This window comes from Thermococcus sp. 21S7 (assembly GCF_012027615.1).
In the GTDB taxonomy this organism is placed as follows: Archaea; Methanobacteriota_B; Thermococci; order Thermococcales; family Thermococcaceae; genus Thermococcus.
Map to the genome: position 1 here is coordinate 186,083 of NZ_SNUT01000005.1, position 18,013 is coordinate 204,095.

The window sequence follows — 18,013 nt, forward strand, 5'->3', positions numbered from 1 at the left end:
TGCAGGGGATGGGAATGTACGACGTTCACGAGGTCGTTGAGGCCCTCTCAAGGCTGAGCTACAGGGACGCCCTTGCGTACTGGATAGAGGGTGAGAAGAAGGAGGCGGAATTTTATCGCGAGCTCGCGAGGCGTGCCCGCAACCTGGGTCTCGGAGAGGAACTGGTGAAAACCTTCGAGAAGCTGGCCGAGGATTCGCTGAACCACGCCGCCGAGCTTGAGGCCCAGCTCGGGGAGACCTACGGGGACGTTCCGAGGAGCGACCTTCCCCCGCTTGAGGTTCTTCCGGTTCTCAATGAATTCGAGAGGGCAGACCAGCTGGAGGAGGTTTTGAAGGCGGCGATGGAGAGCGAGCTGATAGCCCACGAGTCCTACAAGCTGCTCGCGGAGAGTGTGGATGACGAACGGCTGAGGGAGTTCTACTCCAAACTGGCCGACGTTGAGCGGGGCCACTACGAGATGCTCCTGGAGAGGTACAGTGAGTTGCTGACCTCCTCCCCGCCGTGAGGGGCGAGGGTTCCAGCGGGTTAACCCCTCGCTAATGAAATGTAAAGAAAAAGGCCTGAAATCCCGAAATCCGATTCAAAAACACCTCCCCTTTTGGTAAATCCTTTATTAACTGTCCTTTTCCCCTAAACTCCTTTTATAGACGGTTGTGCCAAATGCCGTATAAAGCCTCCGGTGTAAGTTTTATTGGGTGAGTGGGATGGTTGATCTCGAAGGCTTGTCTTTCCTTGAGGAACTTCCCCTGGGGGAGCTTCTCGCCCACTGGATATCCCTGGAGGGTGACAAGGCCCTGCTCTACGAGAGGCTGGCCGAGAGGGCCAGGGGTATGGATGTTGAGGGGGCCGTGGGGGATATGTTCAAACTCCTCGGCCAAGAAGCGAGAAGACACGAGAAGAAGCTGAGGACCCTCTACACGAGAAAGTTCGGGGATGAGATTCCCGCCGTCAATGGGCCGTCTTTGGAGGAGCTCTCCGAGATAAGGGAGCTTGAGAGTGAGAACGACGTTTTTGCCGTTCTTAAGTGTGCCCTTGAGCTGGAGGAGGTTGCAGAGAGGGTTTACTCAATTCTAGCCGAGAAGGCCGACGACGAAACCCTGAGGGCGGTCTTTTCTTACCTCGGTTCCACGGAGAGGCTCCATGAGAGGGCCGTTGGGTCCCTTATACGGGATTACGACTACAGAGCAGGTGTAAAAAAAGAGGGAGTGGAGGCTTAGCTCACGCTAGCCTTCTGACTCCGCTGCCTCCTTCACTTCTTTTTTGAATAGCTCCTTGGCCTCCGGCGGCTCCTCTATCAGGTTGTCGCTGTACTTGTCGTAGTCAGCTATCAGGAACTCCTCGCTCATTCTCAGCGCCTTGACGGCCTTCTCCTCTCCCGGGAACTTCTTGCCCGGGCAGACATCAACGCAGAGGGCGCAGAACATACAGCGTGAAACGTAGTGCCTTATCTTCTTCAGCTCAGGTATCCACTCCATGGCATCCGCAGGACAGACCATTATGCAGAGCCGGCAGCCTATGCACCTCTCCGGGTCGTAGACGAGCTTACCCCTGAACCCTTCGGGAACCGGGACGGGCGGGTTTATCTGAGCTTCACCCTTCTGCACTTTCTCTATGAGCGCCGTGACGTTAGCGGGAGCATGCTTAACCGGGAAGGGGTTGGTGGCGGGCTTCTTGACGAGCTGCTTGAGGAGGACGAACATCATCTTGTTTACCATGCGTCACACCCCCAGCCATACCAGCGCGAGCCCGACGAGGGCGATTATGTTGACGTAGACCCAGAACACTCTGGAGGCCTGCTCTATCCTGAACCTTGCGAACGATGTCCTGACCAGCGTTATCGCCAGCAGGTAGATGACCATGACCTTGAAGAGGAACCACAGGGCCTCGACGACGTAGTAGGGCGTTCCAGTTAGGTTCAGGTTGAGCATGCTCGTCAGCGCGAACGGGAAGAACAGCACCACCTCCAGCGCTGCCATGGCGAAGCCCCTGACCGCGTCCGAGAGGTAGAACAGTGCAAGATTCCTCCCGCTGTACTCGGCGAGCATACCCTCACATATCTCCGTCTCGGCCTCGGCTATGTCGAAAGGCAGTTTCGCCAGCTCGGCCGGCGTAACGACGAGTAAGGCCACGAAGAGTAGCACCACGCCCATGGCCGCGAGCGGGCCCGCGACGCCCCACACCGGTGTGCTCGCTATGGTCGTCAGTGAGAAGCTCTTGTAGAGCACGGCGAAGCCAACTATGACGGTCGCCAGCGGCATCTCGTAGCTCATCATGAGCACCATTTCCCTCTGCGCACCCACCGAGGAGAACGGGCTTCCCGATGCAAAGCCGCCTATGGCCATTGCCAGCGACTGAAGGGTCAGCAGGTACAGGATGACGACGAGGTCTCCGTAGCCTTCGAGCGGAGCTTTGAGCACTCCGAAGGGTATGTACAGGAGCAGGGTCATTGAGGCCGCGAATGAGACTATGGGCATGGCGTTGAATATCCACGCCACCGCGTTCTCGGGAACGACGGTCTCCTTCAGGAGCAGCTTGCCAACGTCCCAGAAGGGCTGCCTTATTGGCGGTCCTATCCTGGAGGTCAGCCTGGCCGAGACGCGCCTGTCTATACCCTTGTAGACCAGTCCGAGGAAAACTCCCAGTACGGGGAACGTAAAGGCGTACAGCAGTGTTTCGGGGGTCATTCTCTCACCCCCTCAGCCCTTGTTTGTGCAAGCGCCGTTCTCACTATCGTTCGAACGTCCTTGACGGATGGCGGAACGTTACTAACTCCAAAACTGGCTTTTCCGCTGGCGGGTGCCTCAATAGTGTCCATTGTCCATTTGCTCGCCCTTAAAGTGCGTCCTCCGGACGCGAGATAGATGCGAGCCTTTGGAGTGGCCGCTGTTCCCATGCACCCCTCATGGACGATGCTGCAGTTCATTCTCTCACCCCCAGCTCTTCCCTAAGCTTCCTTGTTTTTTCAACCGCCTTCAGGTGCAGCGTTGCAGGGTCGATTAGCCTGCCGTTCTCGTCCCTTACCACCGCGACCCTGTCGTTGCAGCACATGCACGGGTCTATGTAGGCGACGACTATCGGTATGTCCGCCACCTCGGCTCCGAGGAGGAGCGGTCCCCACGTGTTGATATTGTTGTAGCTCGGTGCTATCACCTTCCAGACGACCGGCCCGTCGCGCTTGTTGCCGTACTTGAAGTAGTGGATGACCTCACCGCGCGGTGCCTCGTGCATGCCGATTCCCTCCCCTTCGCTCCTCCTTATCTTGGCCAGAAGCGCCACGTAGTTTGGAATGGCCATTATCTTGCCTTCTGGCATGTTATCCAGGCAGAACTCGATTATGTCGAGGCTCTGCTCTATCTCGTATATCCTGACGAGGGTGATGTCGTAGGCATCGCCCCTGGCCTCGCCCACTATGTCCTGCGGCACTATTGCCCTTACGTCAATGTCCGCGTAGGCGTCGTACGGCGTGTCCTGCCTGACATCCATTCTTAGTCCTGCCGCCCTGGCAACCGGCCCGCATACGTTGAGCTTCTTCGCCATATCCCTGGAAAGCTGTGCCACTCCCCGCGTCCTGGCCTTGTAGACGGGGTCCGCCAGGAAGACGTCCTTCATCTCCTCCGTGAATATCCGGTAGTAGTTTATCATGTCCCTTACGGCCTTCGCCTGGCTTTCCGTTATGTCCCTCCTGACGCCGCCTATCATGAACACGGAGTAGTTTATCCTGTTACCTGTCAGTAGCTCCAGGATGTCGAGAACCTTCTCCCTGCCCTTCCACGTCCAGAACAGGAGGGAGTCAAAGCCCATCTCGTGCGCCACGACACCGAGCCAGAGTATGTGGCTGTGAATCCTCTCCAGCTCGGCTATTATCGTCCTTATGTACTGGGCCCTCGGCGGGGCCTCTATTCCCAGGGCCTTTTCGCTTCCTATGACGAAGGCGTAGGGGTGCGATATCGAGCAGATTCCGCATATCCTCTCCGAGAGGTAGAGGGTCTGTATGGCGTTCCTCTTCATGCCCATGTACTCTATTCCCCTGTGGGCGAAGCCCCTCTTGACGTCCACATCGACTATCCTCTCTCCCTCGACCTTGGCCTCGACCCTTATCGGCTCCTTCAGCGCCGGGTGGATCGGGCCGACAGGGACGTAGTACTGGGTTTTCGCCATCACTCACCCCTCCTTATCTCGTTCACGCTCTTGTGGGTATGCTTCACCATGTCCTCCACGCCGTACTCGTCCTTCCTCCAGGGGTACTTGCCCTCCGGCCAGTCGTCGGGCAGGAATAGGTGCCGCTTGTTCTTCAGGCCCTCGAATTCAACGCCGAGCATCTCCCTAATCTCACGCTCGTTGGTCTCCGCCCCGGGCATCATGTCGGTTATCGTCGGCAGGACTAGGTTATCCTTCGGAAGGTTGAAGCGCATGGTGACGCTGAGCTCCCCCCAGGGAACGGCCCAGAACAGGCCGAAGGAGTAGACCATCCTCAGGAAGTCGCCCCCATCGTCCTCTCCGGTTATGAAGTGCAGGTGCGGGTAGTCAAGCTCGAACATGACTTCGACGGCTCTCCTGAAGGCCTTCGGGTCTATCTCTATCCAGAGTTCCTGGTACGTTCTCTTCCTCCTGACTCCCATCGTGTACTCCCTGACCTCGTGGGAGAGCAGGGCCTCCCCGAGCGCCTCCTGGAGTCTCTTGAGGACCTCTTCCGCGCTCATTGGTTCCCTCATTCTTTCTTCCCCTCCAGCTCCTTTTCCAGCTTCTCTATCTTGAGCCAGGCCTTCACAACGCCGTCTATTATCGCCTCGGGCCTCGGGGGGCAGCCGGGAACGTAGACGTCCACTGGGATTATCTCGTCTATCGGGCCGGCTATGTTGTAGGAGTCGTAGAACACTCCCCCGCTGGTTCCGCAGTTTCCGATGACCACGACGGCCTTCGGGTCGGGCATCTGCTCGTATATGCGCCTCAGCTTGTCGGCGAAGTCCCTCGGGATGGCCCCGGTTACGAGGAGGACATCCGCGTGCCTTGGACTTCCGACGAGTTTGATTCCAAAGCGCTCCACGTCGTAGCGCGGCGTCAGCGCGGCTATAATCTCGATATCGCAGGCGTTACAGCTCCCCCCGGAGGCATGGAAAACCCAGAGGGAGCGTTTAAAGTTGGTCAGCTTCCCCATTCACACACCCCCCACGAGGATGAACAGGATTATGGCACCGAGTCCGAGGTACCAGAGGATGTAGTCCCTGACGTCTCCGGTGTGCATTCTCATGAGCACGTCGTAGTAGCCCTTCAGCGCCTCGATGAAGCCCCAGTATATGTCGCCGGCCCTTACGCGGATTTCCTCCACGTCCTCAACCTTGTTGCCGCTCAGGAAGGGCTTCACCTGGTCGGTGTTCGGCTTGTAGCTCCTGTTTCCGCGCGAATAGATGAGGTAACCGATGATGGCGAAGATCACCAGGAACACCAGCCAGACTATCGGGTTCCAGAATCCCGACGGGGAGTTCAGTGTAAGACTCTCAATCCAGGTCATAGTATACCACCCCACGTCTGGTAGCTGCCCAGCTTCAGCAGCGCGTCAACCGCCGGGTAGACAAGCTTGTCCAGCACAACGTTCGGGAACAGACCGAACAGCAGACACAGCGCCGCCAGGATGAGCATCGCCACTACCATGCTCCTTGGAACCTCCGTTACCTCCTCGTACTTCTTGACCGGCGGTCCGAGGAAGGCTGAGGCAAAGACCTTGACGAACGAAGCCAGCGTCAGTACGCTCGTGACCATTGCGAATATCGCGAATATCGGGCTCAGCTGGTAGGACGTCTCGTAGATGAGGAATTTGCTCGCGAAGCCGTTGAAGGGCGGTATTCCGGATATTGCCGCGGCACCTACTATGAAGGCTATCGTGGTGTAGGGCATCTTCCTCGCCAAGCCGCCCATCTCGTTGAGGTTTCTCGTTCCGGTGACGTAGAAGAGCGCTCCGGCGGTCATGAGGAGGAGGCTCTTGTAGATGATGTGGTTGATTATGTGGAATATACCTCCGGCCATCGCGTCCCTTCCGAAGGCGGCTAGTTTTGCCGGATCGTTGAGAACGGCTAAGCCAACGCCAACGCCGAGGAGCATGTAGCCGGTCTGCGAAATCGCGTGGTAGCTCATGAGCCTCTTGACGTCCTTCTGGACGAGGGCCATCGTAACGCCGATGAACATGGTGAGCACTCCAAGGACGCACATTATCCAGCCGACGCTGCTCATTCCCGAGCTAACCTTGCCGAAGAGGCTGAAGCTCACCCTGAAGAGGGCGTAGAGGCTCGCGTAGGTCGCCACTAGGAGCGTGGGGTTGATTCCCGAGGGAACCTCCGTGTACGCGTCTGGAACCCAGTGGTGGGTCGGTACCGAACCGCACTTCATCGCGAAGGACGTGAAGAGTATTCCGAGGGCGATTATGTCAACGGTGTTGAACCCTATCTGGGTGCTCAGGTAGGCTATGTTGAGGTTCCCGTACTGGCCGTAGAGCAGGCCGATTGAGAACAGCACCATCAGCGAAGCGACCGCGCTGACTATGAGGTACTTGATTCCTGCCTCGCTTGCCTCACCGCGATAGTTTCTGAAGCCAACCAGGGCCGAACCGGCTATTCCGGCTATCTCCAGGAACACGAAGAGGTTGAACAGGTCTCCAGTCAGAACCATGCCGAGGATTCCGACCTCTAGGAGGAGGAGCAGCGCGTAGTACTTCTCAAGGCCCGTTTCGTTCCTCACGTGGCTGTATGAGTACATCGCCCCGATGAAGCTCATGAGCGTTGCGGAGAGCGCCATGAAGGCCCCTATTGCGTCGACCTCGAATATTATCCTTATCGGAACCCTGTACCCTGAGGGCAGAACGAGGTGCGGGCTGTCCGCTCCGAAGACGTACACCATCATCCCCTGGGCGAGCACCTCCCTGACGAGGAGGAGCGCCATCCCCAGCGTCACGCCGGTGATTATCATTGCCCAGACTGCTGGAGCACTGCCCTTTTTCTTGAGCAGGGGAGCCACGAACGCCCCGAAGAGGGGTACGGCTATCATGAGTGCGGGCAGGTGCTCGATCATCCTTTCAGCCTCCTGATCTTTGTAACGTCAAGGGTTCCGTAGTGTTCGTAGATGTTGACGGCGAAGGCCAGCATCAGGGCCGAGACGGCGACGCCTATGACGATGCTCGTCAGCGTGAGCGCCTGGGGCGTCGGCAGAACCATGTTGTTGACGGCCTCCTTCGGTGCCATCGTGTATATCGGGGCGTAGGCGCCTTTGACGTAGCCTAGGGCGATTAGGAACAGGTTGACGGCTCCCTCAAGGATTTCAATGCCTATGACGACCTTGATGAGGTTCCGCTTGAAGCCTATCGTGTAGAACCCCACCGCCAGCAGGAGCGCCACGACTATGAACGGGAGGTTGACTAGAATCACGTTATTCATCCTTCCTCACCCCCAGGAGGAGGTAGAACACCAGGATTATGCTGGTCAATCCGGCAAAAACCTTCGTTCCAACGAATATGTTCATATACGGCAGCGTTCCGCCCGTGTTCAGGTAGCCGGGGTTTATCCCTAGAGGGGTCGGGTCTCCGAAGAGCGGGAACCCGCTGTTGGCTATGACGTTCCTGAAGAAGGTGTATCCCATGAAGCCGAGGGTTGCCACTCCCAGGAATCCGAGGGCGCCGATGCTCTCAAAGGCGCTCAGGGGCACCTTCTTGAACCGCTCCCTTATCACCCTGTCCTCGCACGCGACTATGAGGAGTGCCAGGCCGCTGGCGAAAACAGCTCCTCCTTGGAAGCCGCCTCCCGGCGTAAGGTGACCGTGGAGGATGATGTAGGCTCCGAACGTCAGTATGAGCGCCGTCAGGTACCTGGTGGTCGTCTTGATGATGAGGGTCGTCATGCTTTCACCTCCCTCCTTCTGAGGGCCATCAGCACGCCCGCAACCGCGGTGAACAGTACAGTGGCCTCTCCGAGGGTATCGAAACCCCTGTAGTCGAAGACTATGCTGGTGACGACGTTGTTTGACGATGCCTCCTCCTGCGCGTGCCCGATGAAGTAGGAGTCCATCTCGGTGTGAACCGGCTCACCGAAGGGCCTGAGGCTCGCCGCTGCCACCAGAAGGAACAGAGTGAAGCCTATGAACGCGAAGAGGCCGAGGGCTCTCCTCATTCTATCACCTCCTCGTCGGTGGTTTTCTTGATCGCCAGCAGGTACATCGCGGTTGTAAGGCACGCCCCAACTCCAGCCTCCGCTATCGCGACGTCCGGTGCCTGCAGTATGTAGAACTCCAGCGAGAGTATCAGGCTGAACACTGCCATCGCGATGACGGCCGAGACCAGGTTCTTGAACCTCACGGCGGCTATCGCCGCTATCAGAAGCCCCAGCCCCGCCATAACTTGAAGCGCCCAGAAGAGTTCCTCGAAGTTCATAGGCGACCCTCCAGCTCGTCTATAACCGCCCCGTAGGGCAGTATTCCCGACTTCCTGGCGGCCCTGCCGAGGGCGTGCGCTCCAACAGGGTTCGTGAGGACGAGGAATATGACCACCAGCGCCGAGTGTATCCCTATGGTTATCCACGAGGGGTCCTTCTCAACCCAGAAGTAGCTGTATATCGCGTAGGTAACCGTGGCGAGGACTATGAATATCGTACCGAAGGTCGTGCATTTGGTTGCCGCGTGTATCCTTGTGTAGACATCGGGGAAGCGGAGGAGGCCTATGCTGGCCAGCAGGTTGAAGATGACCCCTATTGCCAGGAAGATTCCGATGAGCCACTCTATCATGAGTCCTCCCCCTCTTCAGTGTAGATAACCCCGACCCTCTTCTTGACCAGATAGCGGGCTATGTAGAGGGTCGCGATGTAGCTCAGAACCGCGTAGACGAGAGCGACATCAATGAAAACCGCCTGCCTGGTTATGACGCCGTATGCGACCATCGCTCCGGCGGTGGTTGTCGTCATGGAATCCAGGGCGACGGCCCTGTCAGGTATCGTCGGCCCGGCCAGGAGCCTTATGAGCGTCAGAGTTGCCGAAAACAGCAGCAGTATCATTGCCCACATGAACATCCCGTCTATCGTCATTCCGCAATCCTCCTTGCCCATTTTGGAAGGTACCCACACAGCTCCTCCGGCGTGGGCTTCTCCTTTCCGGGCGGCACGTTTATCCAGTGAACGTAGAAGTTGCCCTCCTCGTCTATCTCCAGGGTGAATGTTCCAGGCGTCAAGGTTATCGAGTTGGCCAGAAGAGTCCTGCTCTCATCCCGGGTCAGGTCGGGGGATATCTTGACTATTCCGGGTCTTATCTTGCCGGTTATGACCCTGTATGCAACGTCCAGGTTCGCTTTTGCCATGGCGAAGAAGAACGGCCCTATTGCGTAGACTATGAAGAGAAGCCACCTCTTTGGGTTGAAGAAGTAGCTCACCTTTTCGTCCATGACGTCCTTTGTGGCGTAGCCTATGATGGCCGCTATTACAATCCCTGCAACCAGCTCCCCCGGACTCCAAGCAATGACTTTGCCGGAGCCCGCTGTGAGGAGCAGATAGACGATAAGGGACCACAGGAACGGTGCGGCAAACCCCATTTTCCCACCTCAACTTTAGGTTTTAAACCCTTATCGGGCGTATTTTCCCGAAATCTCAATTGAGCATTGGCTAAATCTTTATAAATGGATTTCTAAAACAAATGGTTGACAACCTGAAATTTGACAAATAGAAACAGCACAATGCTTTACATAAGTACAAAAAACGGCTCTTCGTAGTATGTTCTTGGATACGAATGTTCAGAAAAGAGCATTAGAAACCACAGAGGAAAACGTAAGAAAAGGAATGTGACTATTTGGAACCTTCTTTCTTAGCCGCTTCCTTTGCCTTTTTCTGCTCCTCCAGCTTCTTTTTGAGCTCCGCTATCTCATCCTCCTTGAACCAGCGGAGATTGTCGTCGTACTTATCGTCCGTCGCCAGCAGGAACTCGTCGCTCATCTCCAGGGCCTTCACAGGGCAGACGTCCACGCACTGCTGGCAGAAGACGCACCTTCCGAGCCAGAAGGTGACCTTCCTGACCTCCGGGACGTACTCTATGACCCCTGCCGGGCAGACCATGACGCAGAGCCTGCAGCCAACGCACTTGTCAGGGTAGTAGACGAGCTTGCCCCTGAAGCCCTCAGGGGTTGGAACCGGCTCGCTCGCAGGAAACGGGTTGGTTGCCGGCTTCTTGAACAGGTTGCCCAGCACCGTCGATAGCGTTGGCGGAACCTTCATGCTATCACCCCCAGGGTGTCTATCGCCAGCAGCAGTGCCCCCACTATTGCCGCCGGAAGCATCCTCGTCCAGAACAGGCCCACAGCCTGGTTTATTCTGAGCCTTCCGGTTACCGCTCTGAAGACGCTCATGCTCACGAAGAGAACGGCGAAGACCTTGAGGGTGTGGAAGAGCAGGTCAACGACTATCGCGGTAATTCCGCTGAGTCCGAGGTAGCCCGAGATGCCCCAGGGGAAGAATATGGCCACGACGAGGCTTGCGCTCACGAAGGCCTTTATCGCGTTGGCAAGCTCGAAGAGGGCCAGGTGCCTTCCGCTGTACTCCGCCATCGTTCCCTCGGCGAGCTCGGTCTCGGCCTCTGGGATGTCGAAGTAACCGACCTCGATCTCGCTGGCTAGCCAGGCCATGAAGACAAAGAGCAGTATGAAAGTTCCTATGATGCTCAGGGGGGTTCCAAGCTCCCAGACGTTGTGCTCGTAGAAGGTGCCCATGCTGAACGGCTTTGTAACGCCGAGATCGCTGAGGCGCCAGAGTATGGTGAAGAGAGCCAGCATCATCGGCCCTTCCCTGGAGACGAGGACTATCATCTCCCTCTGGGCGCCTATCTGGGCGTAGGGGGAGCCGGAGCTAACGGCACCGACGACCCTGAGGAAGCCGATTAGGGTCAGCAGGTATATAAAGAGTATCACGTCGCCCTTGGTTCCGAAGATGGGTTCAAACCCGAGCGGGGTGTAGGCGAGCAGGGCGATGGAGGTGGCGAGGGCCAGCACCGGGGCCAGCTCGAAGAACCTGTTGGCGTCCCTCGGGATTATGGACTCCTTGCCCACCAGCTTCAGGAAGTCGTAGAACGGCTGGAGCAGCGGAGGACCCATCCTGCGCTGCATCCTCGCAACCAGTTTCCTGTCTATCCCTCCCCAGAGCAGTGAGGCTAAGGATACGTAAGCGTAAACTCCCAGGAATCCGAGCGTTGCATAGATGACGTTCATAGGACACCACCCCTCGGGCAGCCTACTCCGACAACTTCGGGTTTCGCCTTAACGTTCGGGTTCAGCTCCCTGGTTTTCTCTATCGAGAGCCTCAGGAGGTCTCTCTCGGTGAGGACCTTCTTTCTCCCTGTGTTAGCATCCACCACCGCGACCCTGTCGGTACAGCTCAGGCACGGGTCTATCGAGGCTATTGCAACCGGAACGTCCGCCACCTGCTCGCCGACCAGCGCCCTGGCTATCGCGAACAGGTTCGGGAAGGTGGGTTCGCGCATCTTCCACTTCGCCGGAATGTCCTTGCCCTTCTGGGCCATGACGTAGTGGACAAGCTCACCGCGCGGAGCCTCGTACCTGCCTATTCCCTCCCCCTCGGCTTTCTTGAGCTGGAACAGGAGGGTGTTGTCCTTTGGAACGGCCTTTATCTTGCCCTCCGGCATCTGGTCTATGGCCCTCTCTATTAGGTCCATGCTCTGCCAGAGTTCCCCAACGCGGACAACCATCCTGTCAAAAACGTCCCCCTTGACAACGCCCGTGAACTCCTTGGGCGTTATCGGCTTCACGCCGAGGTCGGGGTAGACGCTCAGCTTCTCGTTGTAGCGGACGTCCCTCTTCACGCCGCTCCCCCTGGCGGTCGGTCCCTGCGCGCTGTACTCGATGGCTATCCTCTTGGGGATAACCCCGGCATCCCTCAGCCTTGCCTCCACCGTCGGGTCGTAGAGGAATATCTCCTCAATCTTCGGCATGACCTCGTTGCGGTAGTACTCTATCATGTCGAGTATCGCCCGTACGTGCTTCTCCTCCAGGTCCCTCCTCACACCGCCGATGGTGTTGATGGAGTAGTTGACCCTGTTGCCCCCGATGGCCTCTAGGATGTCCATGACGCGCTCGCGGGCGAGCCAGCTGAGGTGCAGAATCGTGTCGTAGCCTATCGCATGGCCAACCACACCTAGGTTGAGCAGGTGGGAGTGGATTCTCTCCAGCTCGCCGACTATCACGCGGATGTACTCGGCCCTCTCGGGCACCTCTATGCCTGCCATCTCCTCAACGGCTCTGGAATACGTGTGGTTGTGGGAGAAGGAGCAGATTCCGCATATTCTCTCCGCTAGGTATAGTATCTGGATGTAGTTCCTTCTCATTGCTATCCATTCGAGTCCCCTGAGGTTGTAGCCGAGCTTGACGTCGACGTTGATTATCCTCTCTCCGTCGAGCGTGATGATGAACTTCTCAGGCTCCTCCAAGGCCGGGTGAATGGGTCCCACTGGAACCTTGACCCAGTACTCAAGTCTCCCGTTCATTTCTTTGCACCCCCTATCTTGTACGGGTGGCCTGCGTTCTTCACCATCTCGGGCTTGATTCCGGTTTCGTCGAGCCTCAGCGGGTAGATTCCCTCCGGGAAGTCGTCGGGCAGGAAGAGTCTTCTCGGGTCGGGGATTCCCTCGAAGAACAGCCCGAGGAACTCTTGGTTCTCCCTCTCGTAGGGCAGCGCGCTCGGGAAGACGTCCGTGACCGTGGGCAGTTTTGGGTCGTCCTTGGGAGCGCTAGTGCCTATGATGAGCGACAGGCTCTCCCCCTCCTCCCAGAACATCTCCATGTGGTACTTGGCGAGCAGTCTGTCGCCGGCGTCTATTCCTATTATGATGGAGAACTGGGCCTTCGGGTCGAGTTCCCTGATGAACTTCATGGCGTCGTGGAACTTCTCCCTGTCTATCTCGACCCAGACGCGCCTCTTCGGGTGGGGCATCTTGTTCTCGCTCACCCTTATCTCGGCCTCGGGGAACCTCTCGCCAAAGACTTTAACGAACTCGTCAACGTTCATTCTTTGCTCCCCTCCTTACCTTCAATTCTCTCTATCAGCTTCTGCAGACCGAGCACGACTCCGTAGAGTATCGCCTCGGGCCTCGGCGGACAGCCGGGAACAAAGACGTCCACCGGCATGTGCTTGTCCAGCGGCGCGTTGGTGAACGGGCTCTCGAAGAACACGCTCCCTCCGGTGGGGCAGGCCCCCACGGCTATGACAACCTTGGGGTCCGGAGTCTGCTCGTAGACCAGCTTGACCCTCTCAAGGCTCTGGTCGGTCACCGGCCCGGTTACGAGCAGGATGTCCGCGTGCCTCGGTGTTCCAACGAGCTTCACGCCGAAGCGCTCGGCGTCGTACCTCGGCGTCAGTGCGGCTATTATCTCGATGTCGCAGCCGTTGCAGCTGCCGCTGTTCACGTGGAACACCCAGGGTGATCTTCCTATGTATCTGCAGAGCTTTGATATCTCCCTCTCAAGCCTCTCGCGCTCCGAGGAGTTTGAGCTGACATTGGTCTCTGCCCTTGTAACCTTAATCGCCATTCATCTCACCTCCTCATCCCCACACTATCAGCGCTCCCACGATTATCGCGGTCGTGACGAGCAGGTAGCTGATGTAGTCGCTCAGCAGTCCGGTGTGCTCCCTGCGGAAGATGAGGAACATCCTGTGGATTCCCCTTATGAGGCCCCACATGACGTGCCTTCCGGTGACGTAGCCCTGGAAGTGCTCGAACTGCGGAATAACCTCGTCCTGGTCCTCACCGCTGAGGAATATCTTCGTTCCATCGCCGGTTCTCCTCGTCCCCGTGCTGGAGCGCTCGGCCCACTTGTAGAGGGCGTACGAGATGAGCAGTCCTATGATGAAGACGTAAACGAAATAGAGTGCATCCCAGTAGCCAAACATTTCACGCACCCCCCAGCACCGCCGAAACGTAGGCGCCTATGTTCTCCAGGGTCTTTGCCGCCGGAAGCATGACCTTGTCGCTGATGGCCCATGGGAAGAGTCCCATGACGATTATTGCCGCCACCAGTATGAGCATCGGCACGAGCATGGCCTTTCCTGGCTCCTCCGCGTTCATGACCCTCTCGCTCGGCCTTCCGAAGAACGTGAAGAGCACCCTGATGTATGCGGCGGTACAGAAGGCCGTGCCTATGACGGCTATCGCCGCGAGGAACGGGTTGAAGAGCGCCGAGCTCTCGTAGATGAGCCACTTGCTCGCGAAGCCGTTGAGCGGCGGAAGGCCGATTATCGCGGCCGCACCGACCAGGAAGGCGAAGCTCGTGACCGGCATCTTCCTGGCTATTCCACTCAGCTCGTTGAGGTTCTTGGTTCCGAGCTGGTGTATGACCGCTCCCGCGACGAGGAACAGGAGGGCCTTCATTATCGCGTGGTTCACGGTGTGGTATATCGCACCCGCCAAGGCGACCTGGCTGACGTCGCTTCCGTACGCGGCGAGGCCGATTCCTATGCCGAGGAGGATGTAGCCGATCTGACCGACGCTGGAGAAGGCGAAGAGCCTCTTCATGTCGGTCTGTATCACCGCCATCGCGTTTCCGACTATGAGTGTCACGCAGGCGAAGAATATGATTATCCAGCCGATAGTTTTGGTGCTGATTCCGGCGCTGAAGACGCTGAAGGCGAGCCTCGCCAGGGCGTAGGTACCGCCTATCTTGATGACGAGACCCGAGAGCATGGCGCTGATCGAGCTCGGAGCGGCCGGGTGTGCGTCTGCGAGCCACATGTGCACAGGAACGGCACCGCTCTTGAAGAGCAGTCCGCCCGCGAGGAGGCCGAGGGCCACCTTGGCGGTGAAGGTTGGGTTCTCAGCTATCATCTTGGCCAGGTAGGCCATCGTCAGCGTTCCGTACTGGCCGTAGAGGAGCACTATGCCGAGGAGGATGAACGAGCTGGCCAGCGAGCCGACGAACATGTACTTTATGCCCGCCTCGATGCCCTCCCAGGTGTCGTTCCTGAAGGCGACGAGGGCGTAGCTCGCTATGCTCATTATCTCCAGGAAGACGTAGAAGTTGAACAGGTCGCCGGTTATGGCTATGCCGAGCATGCCGACCTCAAGGACGAGGACTAGGGCGTAGTACTTCTCAAGCCCCGTGTCGTGCCTCATGTACTCGCTGGAGTAGAGCACGGCCACGAAGGCTATGAAGGTCACCATCAGGGCGAAGAGCGCGCTGATAAGGTCGACCTCCCACACTATTCTTATCGGGAACGGCACGCCGTTTCCGAGGGGGCTCTTCGCTCCGAGGGTGTAGACGAGTATCTCGCCGCTCTTCCAGATTGTGTTGAACAGACCGGCCGCAACGCCGAGGGTGATGCCTGTGATGAGTATCGCCCACAGCTCCCTGGCCTTCCTTCCCGCGAGGCCGACTATGGGCAGTGCGAATGCTCCAAGGAGCGGGACTATGATGAGGTATGGAATCAGCCCGTTCATCCTCTCAACCTCCTGAGCTTGTTAACGTCGAGGCTTCCGTAGTGCCTGTAGGCGTTTATGGTGAGGGCCATCGCCAGCGAGAGAACGCAGACTCCGATGACTATGCTGGTGAGCGTGAGCGCCTGCGGAATCGGGGCGACCATGGCGCTCTTTACGGTCTCGTAGCCCGTGTAGATTGGCGCGGTTGGTATCTGGCCCGCCTCTATGCGGTATCCGAAGCTTATGAGGAGCAGGTGGATGCCCGCATCAATGATGTTGAGGGCCAGTATGAGCTTGATGAGGTTCCTCTTGTAGAGGAGGGCGTAGATCCCCATGGCTATCAGCAGGAACGCCGTGATGAACTGGAAAGGTATCATTCGTCCCACCTCCTGAATGCCGCTATAGCCACCATCGCGCTGACCAGTCCCGCAAAGACCTTGAGTCCCACGGCGAGGTTCATTATCGGCAGGTATCCTGCCGAGAGCAGCGTTCCCGGCTGGCCGTTGAAGACCGGCCCGTTGTGCCACAGCGTGTTGTAGAAGAACGCCACACCGAGGCCGAGCATGGCCGCTCCGAGGAAGACCAGGCCGCCCAGGCCTTCAAGGGCCGAGTAGAGATGGTGGTTGTAGCGCCTCTTCATCTCACCAAGCCCGAAGGCTATGAGGAACAGTATCCCGGCTCCGGCTATGGTCGCTCCTCCCTGGAAGCCGCCTCCCGGCGTAAGGTGACCGTGTGAGACAACGTAGGCGCCGAAGATTCCTATGAGCGGAATGGTTGCCCTCGCGGTGGTCTTAACAATTAGTCCCATGTCATTCTTCATTGCCATCCCTCCTCCAGGGCCTGAGAAGTGCAACCGCTCCTGCTATGGCGGTGAACAGAACGGTAGCCTCCCCTATGGTATCGTAGCCACGGTAGTCGAAGACTATGTCCGTAACTATGTTGGTTCCGCCGACCTCGTCCACACCGTGGTCTATGTAGTACTGGTCGGTGTAGCGGTAGGCCTTCCAGTCCTCACCGCCGAGGCCGAACTTTATTCCGGTTGAAGGGCTCGCAACGACGAGCAGCACTCCGAGGAGGAACAGCAGTGCGAGAGCTCCGAAAGTCCTCTTCATGGTCCCTCACGCTCCCATCTCTCCGTTTTGGCTATTCCATACACAACCACTGCTGTAACGACGCCGGCTCCGACCGCGGCCTCGGCTATCGCCACGTCCGGCGCGTGGAGCATGTAGAACTCCAGGCTGAGGAGCAGGCTCATGGCGGCGGAAGCTATTGCCGCGCTGAGGAGGTCCCTCATCGTTATCGTGATGTAGGCCGCCACCAGCACACCGAGGAGTATTCCGAACTGTATGACCATGTCCATCGAAAGGGCGTTCATTCGGCACCACCCCTGAGCTTGTCCTCGTACGCGTCAATGACGGCTTTGGCTGGCTTGTAGCCGCTCAGATGGGCCGCCTTGGCTATCGCGTGGGCTCCCGTTGGGTTCGTGAGGAGCAGAGCGATGAGGGCAACGAGGCTGTGAAGCGCCATCTGGAGGTACTTCGGGTCGCCGGTGACGTGAAGCTGGTTTAGGGCATGAACCACCACCGCCAGAACCGCGAATATCGTCCCGAAGGTGGTGCACTTGGTCGCTCCGTGGAGTCTGGTGTAAACGTCCGGGAACCTGTGGAGCGAGAAGCTGCCCAGCAGGTTGAAGACTATGTTTATCGTGAGGAAGGCGTAGATGACGTAGGTGACCGCACTCATTCCAATCCCCCCTGGAGGTATTTGGCTATGGCCAGGGTTCCCACGTAGCTCAGAAGGGCGTAGACGATGGCGATATCGATGTATATCGTCCTGTCGTAGGCCGCTCCGAGGAGAACCATTCCTGCAACGATGAGCGTGTTGAGGGTGTCCACTCCAACGACCCTATCCGGTACGCTGGGGCCAAAGAACACCCTGAGCAGCGCTAGGAATGCTCCAATCATGACTATGAGTGCTGCATAGAAGAACTCCGGTGCTATCATCTTCCCAGCCTCCTCGCCCATTTTTCGAATGAACCGGCTATGACCTCGGAGCTCTTCGGCTCCTTCTCGGTCACGTTTATCCAGTGGACGTAGAGGGCCTTCTCCTCCGGGCATGCGTCTATCGTGAGCGTCCCCGGGGTGAGCGTTATCGAGTTGCTGAGTATCGTGTACTGGGCGTCGTTTTCGAGATCGACCGGAACGCGCACGATTCCGGGCTTTATCCTGCCGGTTATGACGCGGTAGGCAACGTCGAGGTTGGCCTTGACCATGCCCCAGAACAGCGGCCCGATGGCATAGATAACGAAGCCGACCCACTTTGCAGGGTTGAGGAACCTCGCGGCCTTCTCGCCTATGATGTCCTTGGTAGTTAACGCAATTACTCCCGAGAATATCAGTCCTGCAGCGAGTTCTTCGGGACTCCAGAGTAACCCTTTACTGCCCGCGGTGAGTACTAACCAGAGCACGAATGACCAAATGAATACAGCGATGAAACTCATTGTTCTTCCCTCCTCTCACCTGTCACAGGCTCTACAGCTCTGTATTTCGTCAGTTTTCAATAGAAAATTCGTTATTT

31 protein-coding genes are annotated in these 18,013 nt (G+C 57.7%); 2 read left to right on the forward strand and 29 right to left on the reverse strand.

Features of this window, described 5'->3' with window-relative positions; translation table 11 throughout:
- The first annotated feature begins 14 nt into the window (after positions 1–14).
- On the forward strand, positions 15–506 hold the full coding sequence (locus tag E3E51_RS09390; RefSeq protein WP_167912938.1) for a ferritin family protein: 492 nt from the start codon (positions 15–17) through the stop codon (positions 504–506).
- Between the two features lie 199 nt (positions 507–705).
- Positions 706–1,218 (forward strand): ferritin family protein, encoded by a 513-nt coding sequence (locus tag E3E51_RS09395; protein WP_167912837.1) that lies wholly within the window; start codon positions 706–708, stop codon positions 1,216–1,218.
- A 6-nt stretch (positions 1,219–1,224) separates the two neighbouring features.
- On the opposite strand, the gene E3E51_RS09400 is transcribed toward E3E51_RS09395, so the two are convergent.
- From E3E51_RS09400 to E3E51_RS09540, 29 genes are all read right to left on the reverse strand, one after another.
- Positions 1,225–1,716 (reverse strand): 4Fe-4S dicluster domain-containing protein, encoded by a 492-nt coding sequence (locus E3E51_RS09400; protein WP_167912838.1) that lies wholly within the window; start codon positions 1,714–1,716, stop codon positions 1,225–1,227.
- A 3-nt stretch (positions 1,717–1,719) separates the two neighbouring features.
- Entirely contained in the window at positions 1,720–2,685 is a 966-nt protein-coding gene (locus E3E51_RS09405) for a complex I subunit 1 family protein (protein WP_167912839.1), read from the reverse strand.
- Complete coding sequence (locus E3E51_RS09410; RefSeq protein WP_167912840.1) at positions 2,682–2,924, reverse strand: hypothetical protein; 243 nt, start codon at positions 2,922–2,924, stop codon at positions 2,682–2,684. The genes E3E51_RS09405 and E3E51_RS09410 overlap by 4 nt, the downstream gene beginning before the upstream one ends.
- Positions 2,921–4,159 carry a nickel-dependent hydrogenase large subunit gene (locus E3E51_RS09415; protein WP_167912841.1) on the reverse strand — a complete coding sequence of 413 codons (1,239 nt, stop codon included), beginning with the start codon at positions 4,157–4,159 and terminating at the stop codon, positions 2,921–2,923. Before E3E51_RS09415 ends, E3E51_RS09410 begins: the two co-directional genes overlap by 4 nt.
- Positions 4,159–4,713 carry an NADH-quinone oxidoreductase subunit C gene (locus tag E3E51_RS09420; RefSeq protein WP_167912842.1) on the reverse strand — a complete coding sequence of 185 codons (555 nt, stop codon included), beginning with the start codon at positions 4,711–4,713 and terminating at the stop codon, positions 4,159–4,161. The genes E3E51_RS09415 and E3E51_RS09420 overlap by 1 nt, the downstream gene beginning before the upstream one ends.
- Positions 4,710–5,156 carry an NADH-quinone oxidoreductase subunit B family protein gene (locus E3E51_RS09425; protein ID WP_148883092.1) on the reverse strand — a complete coding sequence of 149 codons (447 nt, stop codon included), beginning with the start codon at positions 5,154–5,156 and terminating at the stop codon, positions 4,710–4,712. Before E3E51_RS09425 ends, E3E51_RS09420 begins: the two co-directional genes overlap by 4 nt.
- A complete protein-coding gene (locus E3E51_RS09430) occupies positions 5,157–5,510 on the reverse strand; it encodes a hydrogenase (RefSeq protein ID WP_167912843.1) in 354 nt (117 codons plus the stop codon).
- Positions 5,507–7,060: a proton-conducting transporter membrane subunit gene (locus E3E51_RS09435; protein ID WP_167912844.1), complete on the reverse strand. Its 1,554-nt coding sequence runs from the start codon at positions 7,058–7,060 to the stop codon at positions 5,507–5,509. The genes E3E51_RS09430 and E3E51_RS09435 overlap by 4 nt, the downstream gene beginning before the upstream one ends.
- Entirely contained in the window at positions 7,057–7,422 is a 366-nt protein-coding gene (locus E3E51_RS09440; protein WP_167912845.1) for a sodium:proton antiporter, read from the reverse strand. Before E3E51_RS09440 ends, E3E51_RS09435 begins: the two co-directional genes overlap by 4 nt.
- On the reverse strand, positions 7,415–7,882 hold the full coding sequence (locus tag E3E51_RS09445) for an MnhB domain-containing protein (protein WP_167912846.1): 468 nt from the start codon (positions 7,880–7,882) through the stop codon (positions 7,415–7,417). Before E3E51_RS09445 ends, E3E51_RS09440 begins: the two co-directional genes overlap by 8 nt.
- Positions 7,879–8,151, reverse strand: a complete 273-nt coding sequence (gene mbhE / locus E3E51_RS09450) for a hydrogen gas-evolving membrane-bound hydrogenase subunit E (RefSeq protein WP_058939012.1) — start codon at positions 8,149–8,151, stop codon at positions 7,879–7,881. The genes E3E51_RS09445 and mbhE (E3E51_RS09450) overlap by 4 nt, the downstream gene beginning before the upstream one ends.
- Entirely contained in the window at positions 8,148–8,411 is a 264-nt protein-coding gene (locus E3E51_RS09455; protein ID WP_088181248.1) for a hydrogenase subunit MbhD domain-containing protein, read from the reverse strand. The genes mbhE (E3E51_RS09450) and E3E51_RS09455 overlap by 4 nt, the downstream gene beginning before the upstream one ends.
- Positions 8,408–8,761, reverse strand: a complete 354-nt coding sequence (mnhG, locus tag E3E51_RS09460; protein ID WP_167912847.1) for a monovalent cation/H(+) antiporter subunit G — start codon at positions 8,759–8,761, stop codon at positions 8,408–8,410. Before mnhG (E3E51_RS09460) ends, E3E51_RS09455 begins: the two co-directional genes overlap by 4 nt.
- Positions 8,758–9,057: a cation:proton antiporter gene (locus E3E51_RS09465; protein ID WP_167912848.1), complete on the reverse strand. Its 300-nt coding sequence runs from the start codon at positions 9,055–9,057 to the stop codon at positions 8,758–8,760. Before E3E51_RS09465 ends, mnhG (E3E51_RS09460) begins: the two co-directional genes overlap by 4 nt.
- The gene (locus E3E51_RS09470; RefSeq protein ID WP_167912849.1) at positions 9,054–9,557 is read right to left on the reverse strand and encodes a Na+/H+ antiporter subunit E; all 504 of its coding nucleotides are present in this window, start codon (positions 9,555–9,557) and stop codon (positions 9,054–9,056) included. Before E3E51_RS09470 ends, E3E51_RS09465 begins: the two co-directional genes overlap by 4 nt.
- 250 nt (positions 9,558–9,807) lie before the next feature.
- Positions 9,808–10,233 carry a 4Fe-4S binding protein gene (locus tag E3E51_RS09475; RefSeq protein ID WP_167912850.1) on the reverse strand — a complete coding sequence of 142 codons (426 nt, stop codon included), beginning with the start codon at positions 10,231–10,233 and terminating at the stop codon, positions 9,808–9,810.
- Positions 10,230–11,219, reverse strand: coding sequence for a respiratory chain complex I subunit 1 family protein (locus E3E51_RS09480; protein ID WP_167912851.1), 990 nt, complete (start codon positions 11,217–11,219; stop codon positions 10,230–10,232). Before E3E51_RS09480 ends, E3E51_RS09475 begins: the two co-directional genes overlap by 4 nt.
- Positions 11,216–12,511 carry a nickel-dependent hydrogenase large subunit gene (locus tag E3E51_RS09485; protein WP_167912852.1) on the reverse strand — a complete coding sequence of 432 codons (1,296 nt, stop codon included), beginning with the start codon at positions 12,509–12,511 and terminating at the stop codon, positions 11,216–11,218. The genes E3E51_RS09480 and E3E51_RS09485 overlap by 4 nt, the downstream gene beginning before the upstream one ends.
- Complete coding sequence (locus E3E51_RS09490) at positions 12,508–13,032, reverse strand: NADH-quinone oxidoreductase subunit C (RefSeq protein WP_167912853.1); 525 nt, start codon at positions 13,030–13,032, stop codon at positions 12,508–12,510. The genes E3E51_RS09485 and E3E51_RS09490 overlap by 4 nt, the downstream gene beginning before the upstream one ends.
- Complete coding sequence (locus E3E51_RS09495; RefSeq protein ID WP_167912854.1) at positions 13,029–13,553, reverse strand: NADH-quinone oxidoreductase subunit B family protein; 525 nt, start codon at positions 13,551–13,553, stop codon at positions 13,029–13,031. Before E3E51_RS09495 ends, E3E51_RS09490 begins: the two co-directional genes overlap by 4 nt.
- A 13-nt stretch (positions 13,554–13,566) precedes the next feature.
- Entirely contained in the window at positions 13,567–13,914 is a 348-nt protein-coding gene (locus E3E51_RS09500; protein ID WP_167912855.1) for a hydrogenase, read from the reverse strand.
- Between the two features lies 1 nt (position 13,915).
- Positions 13,916–15,457 (reverse strand): proton-conducting transporter membrane subunit, encoded by a 1,542-nt coding sequence (locus E3E51_RS09505; RefSeq protein WP_167912856.1) that lies wholly within the window; start codon positions 15,455–15,457, stop codon positions 13,916–13,918.
- Positions 15,454–15,813 (reverse strand): NADH-quinone oxidoreductase subunit K, encoded by a 360-nt coding sequence (locus E3E51_RS09510; protein ID WP_014013091.1) that lies wholly within the window; start codon positions 15,811–15,813, stop codon positions 15,454–15,456. The genes E3E51_RS09505 and E3E51_RS09510 overlap by 4 nt, the downstream gene beginning before the upstream one ends.
- The gene (locus E3E51_RS09515) at positions 15,810–16,256 is read right to left on the reverse strand and encodes a Na(+)/H(+) antiporter subunit B (RefSeq protein WP_167912939.1); all 447 of its coding nucleotides are present in this window, start codon (positions 16,254–16,256) and stop codon (positions 15,810–15,812) included. The genes E3E51_RS09510 and E3E51_RS09515 overlap by 4 nt, the downstream gene beginning before the upstream one ends.
- Positions 16,246–16,548: a hydrogen gas-evolving membrane-bound hydrogenase subunit E gene (gene mbhE / locus E3E51_RS09520; RefSeq protein ID WP_167912857.1), complete on the reverse strand. Its 303-nt coding sequence runs from the start codon at positions 16,546–16,548 to the stop codon at positions 16,246–16,248. Before mbhE (E3E51_RS09520) ends, E3E51_RS09515 begins: the two co-directional genes overlap by 11 nt.
- Positions 16,545–16,811: a DUF4040 domain-containing protein gene (locus E3E51_RS09525; RefSeq protein ID WP_014013094.1), complete on the reverse strand. Its 267-nt coding sequence runs from the start codon at positions 16,809–16,811 to the stop codon at positions 16,545–16,547. The genes mbhE (E3E51_RS09520) and E3E51_RS09525 overlap by 4 nt, the downstream gene beginning before the upstream one ends.
- Positions 16,808–17,179, reverse strand: a complete 372-nt coding sequence (mnhG, locus tag E3E51_RS09530; protein ID WP_167912858.1) for a monovalent cation/H(+) antiporter subunit G — start codon at positions 17,177–17,179, stop codon at positions 16,808–16,810. The genes E3E51_RS09525 and mnhG (E3E51_RS09530) overlap by 4 nt, the downstream gene beginning before the upstream one ends.
- Positions 17,176–17,439, reverse strand: coding sequence for a cation:proton antiporter (locus E3E51_RS09535; RefSeq protein WP_167912859.1), 264 nt, complete (start codon positions 17,437–17,439; stop codon positions 17,176–17,178). Before E3E51_RS09535 ends, mnhG (E3E51_RS09530) begins: the two co-directional genes overlap by 4 nt.
- Positions 17,436–17,936, reverse strand: a complete 501-nt coding sequence (locus E3E51_RS09540; protein WP_167912860.1) for a monovalent cation/H+ antiporter subunit E — start codon at positions 17,934–17,936, stop codon at positions 17,436–17,438. Before E3E51_RS09540 ends, E3E51_RS09535 begins: the two co-directional genes overlap by 4 nt.
- Positions 17,937–18,013 lie beyond the last annotated feature (77 nt).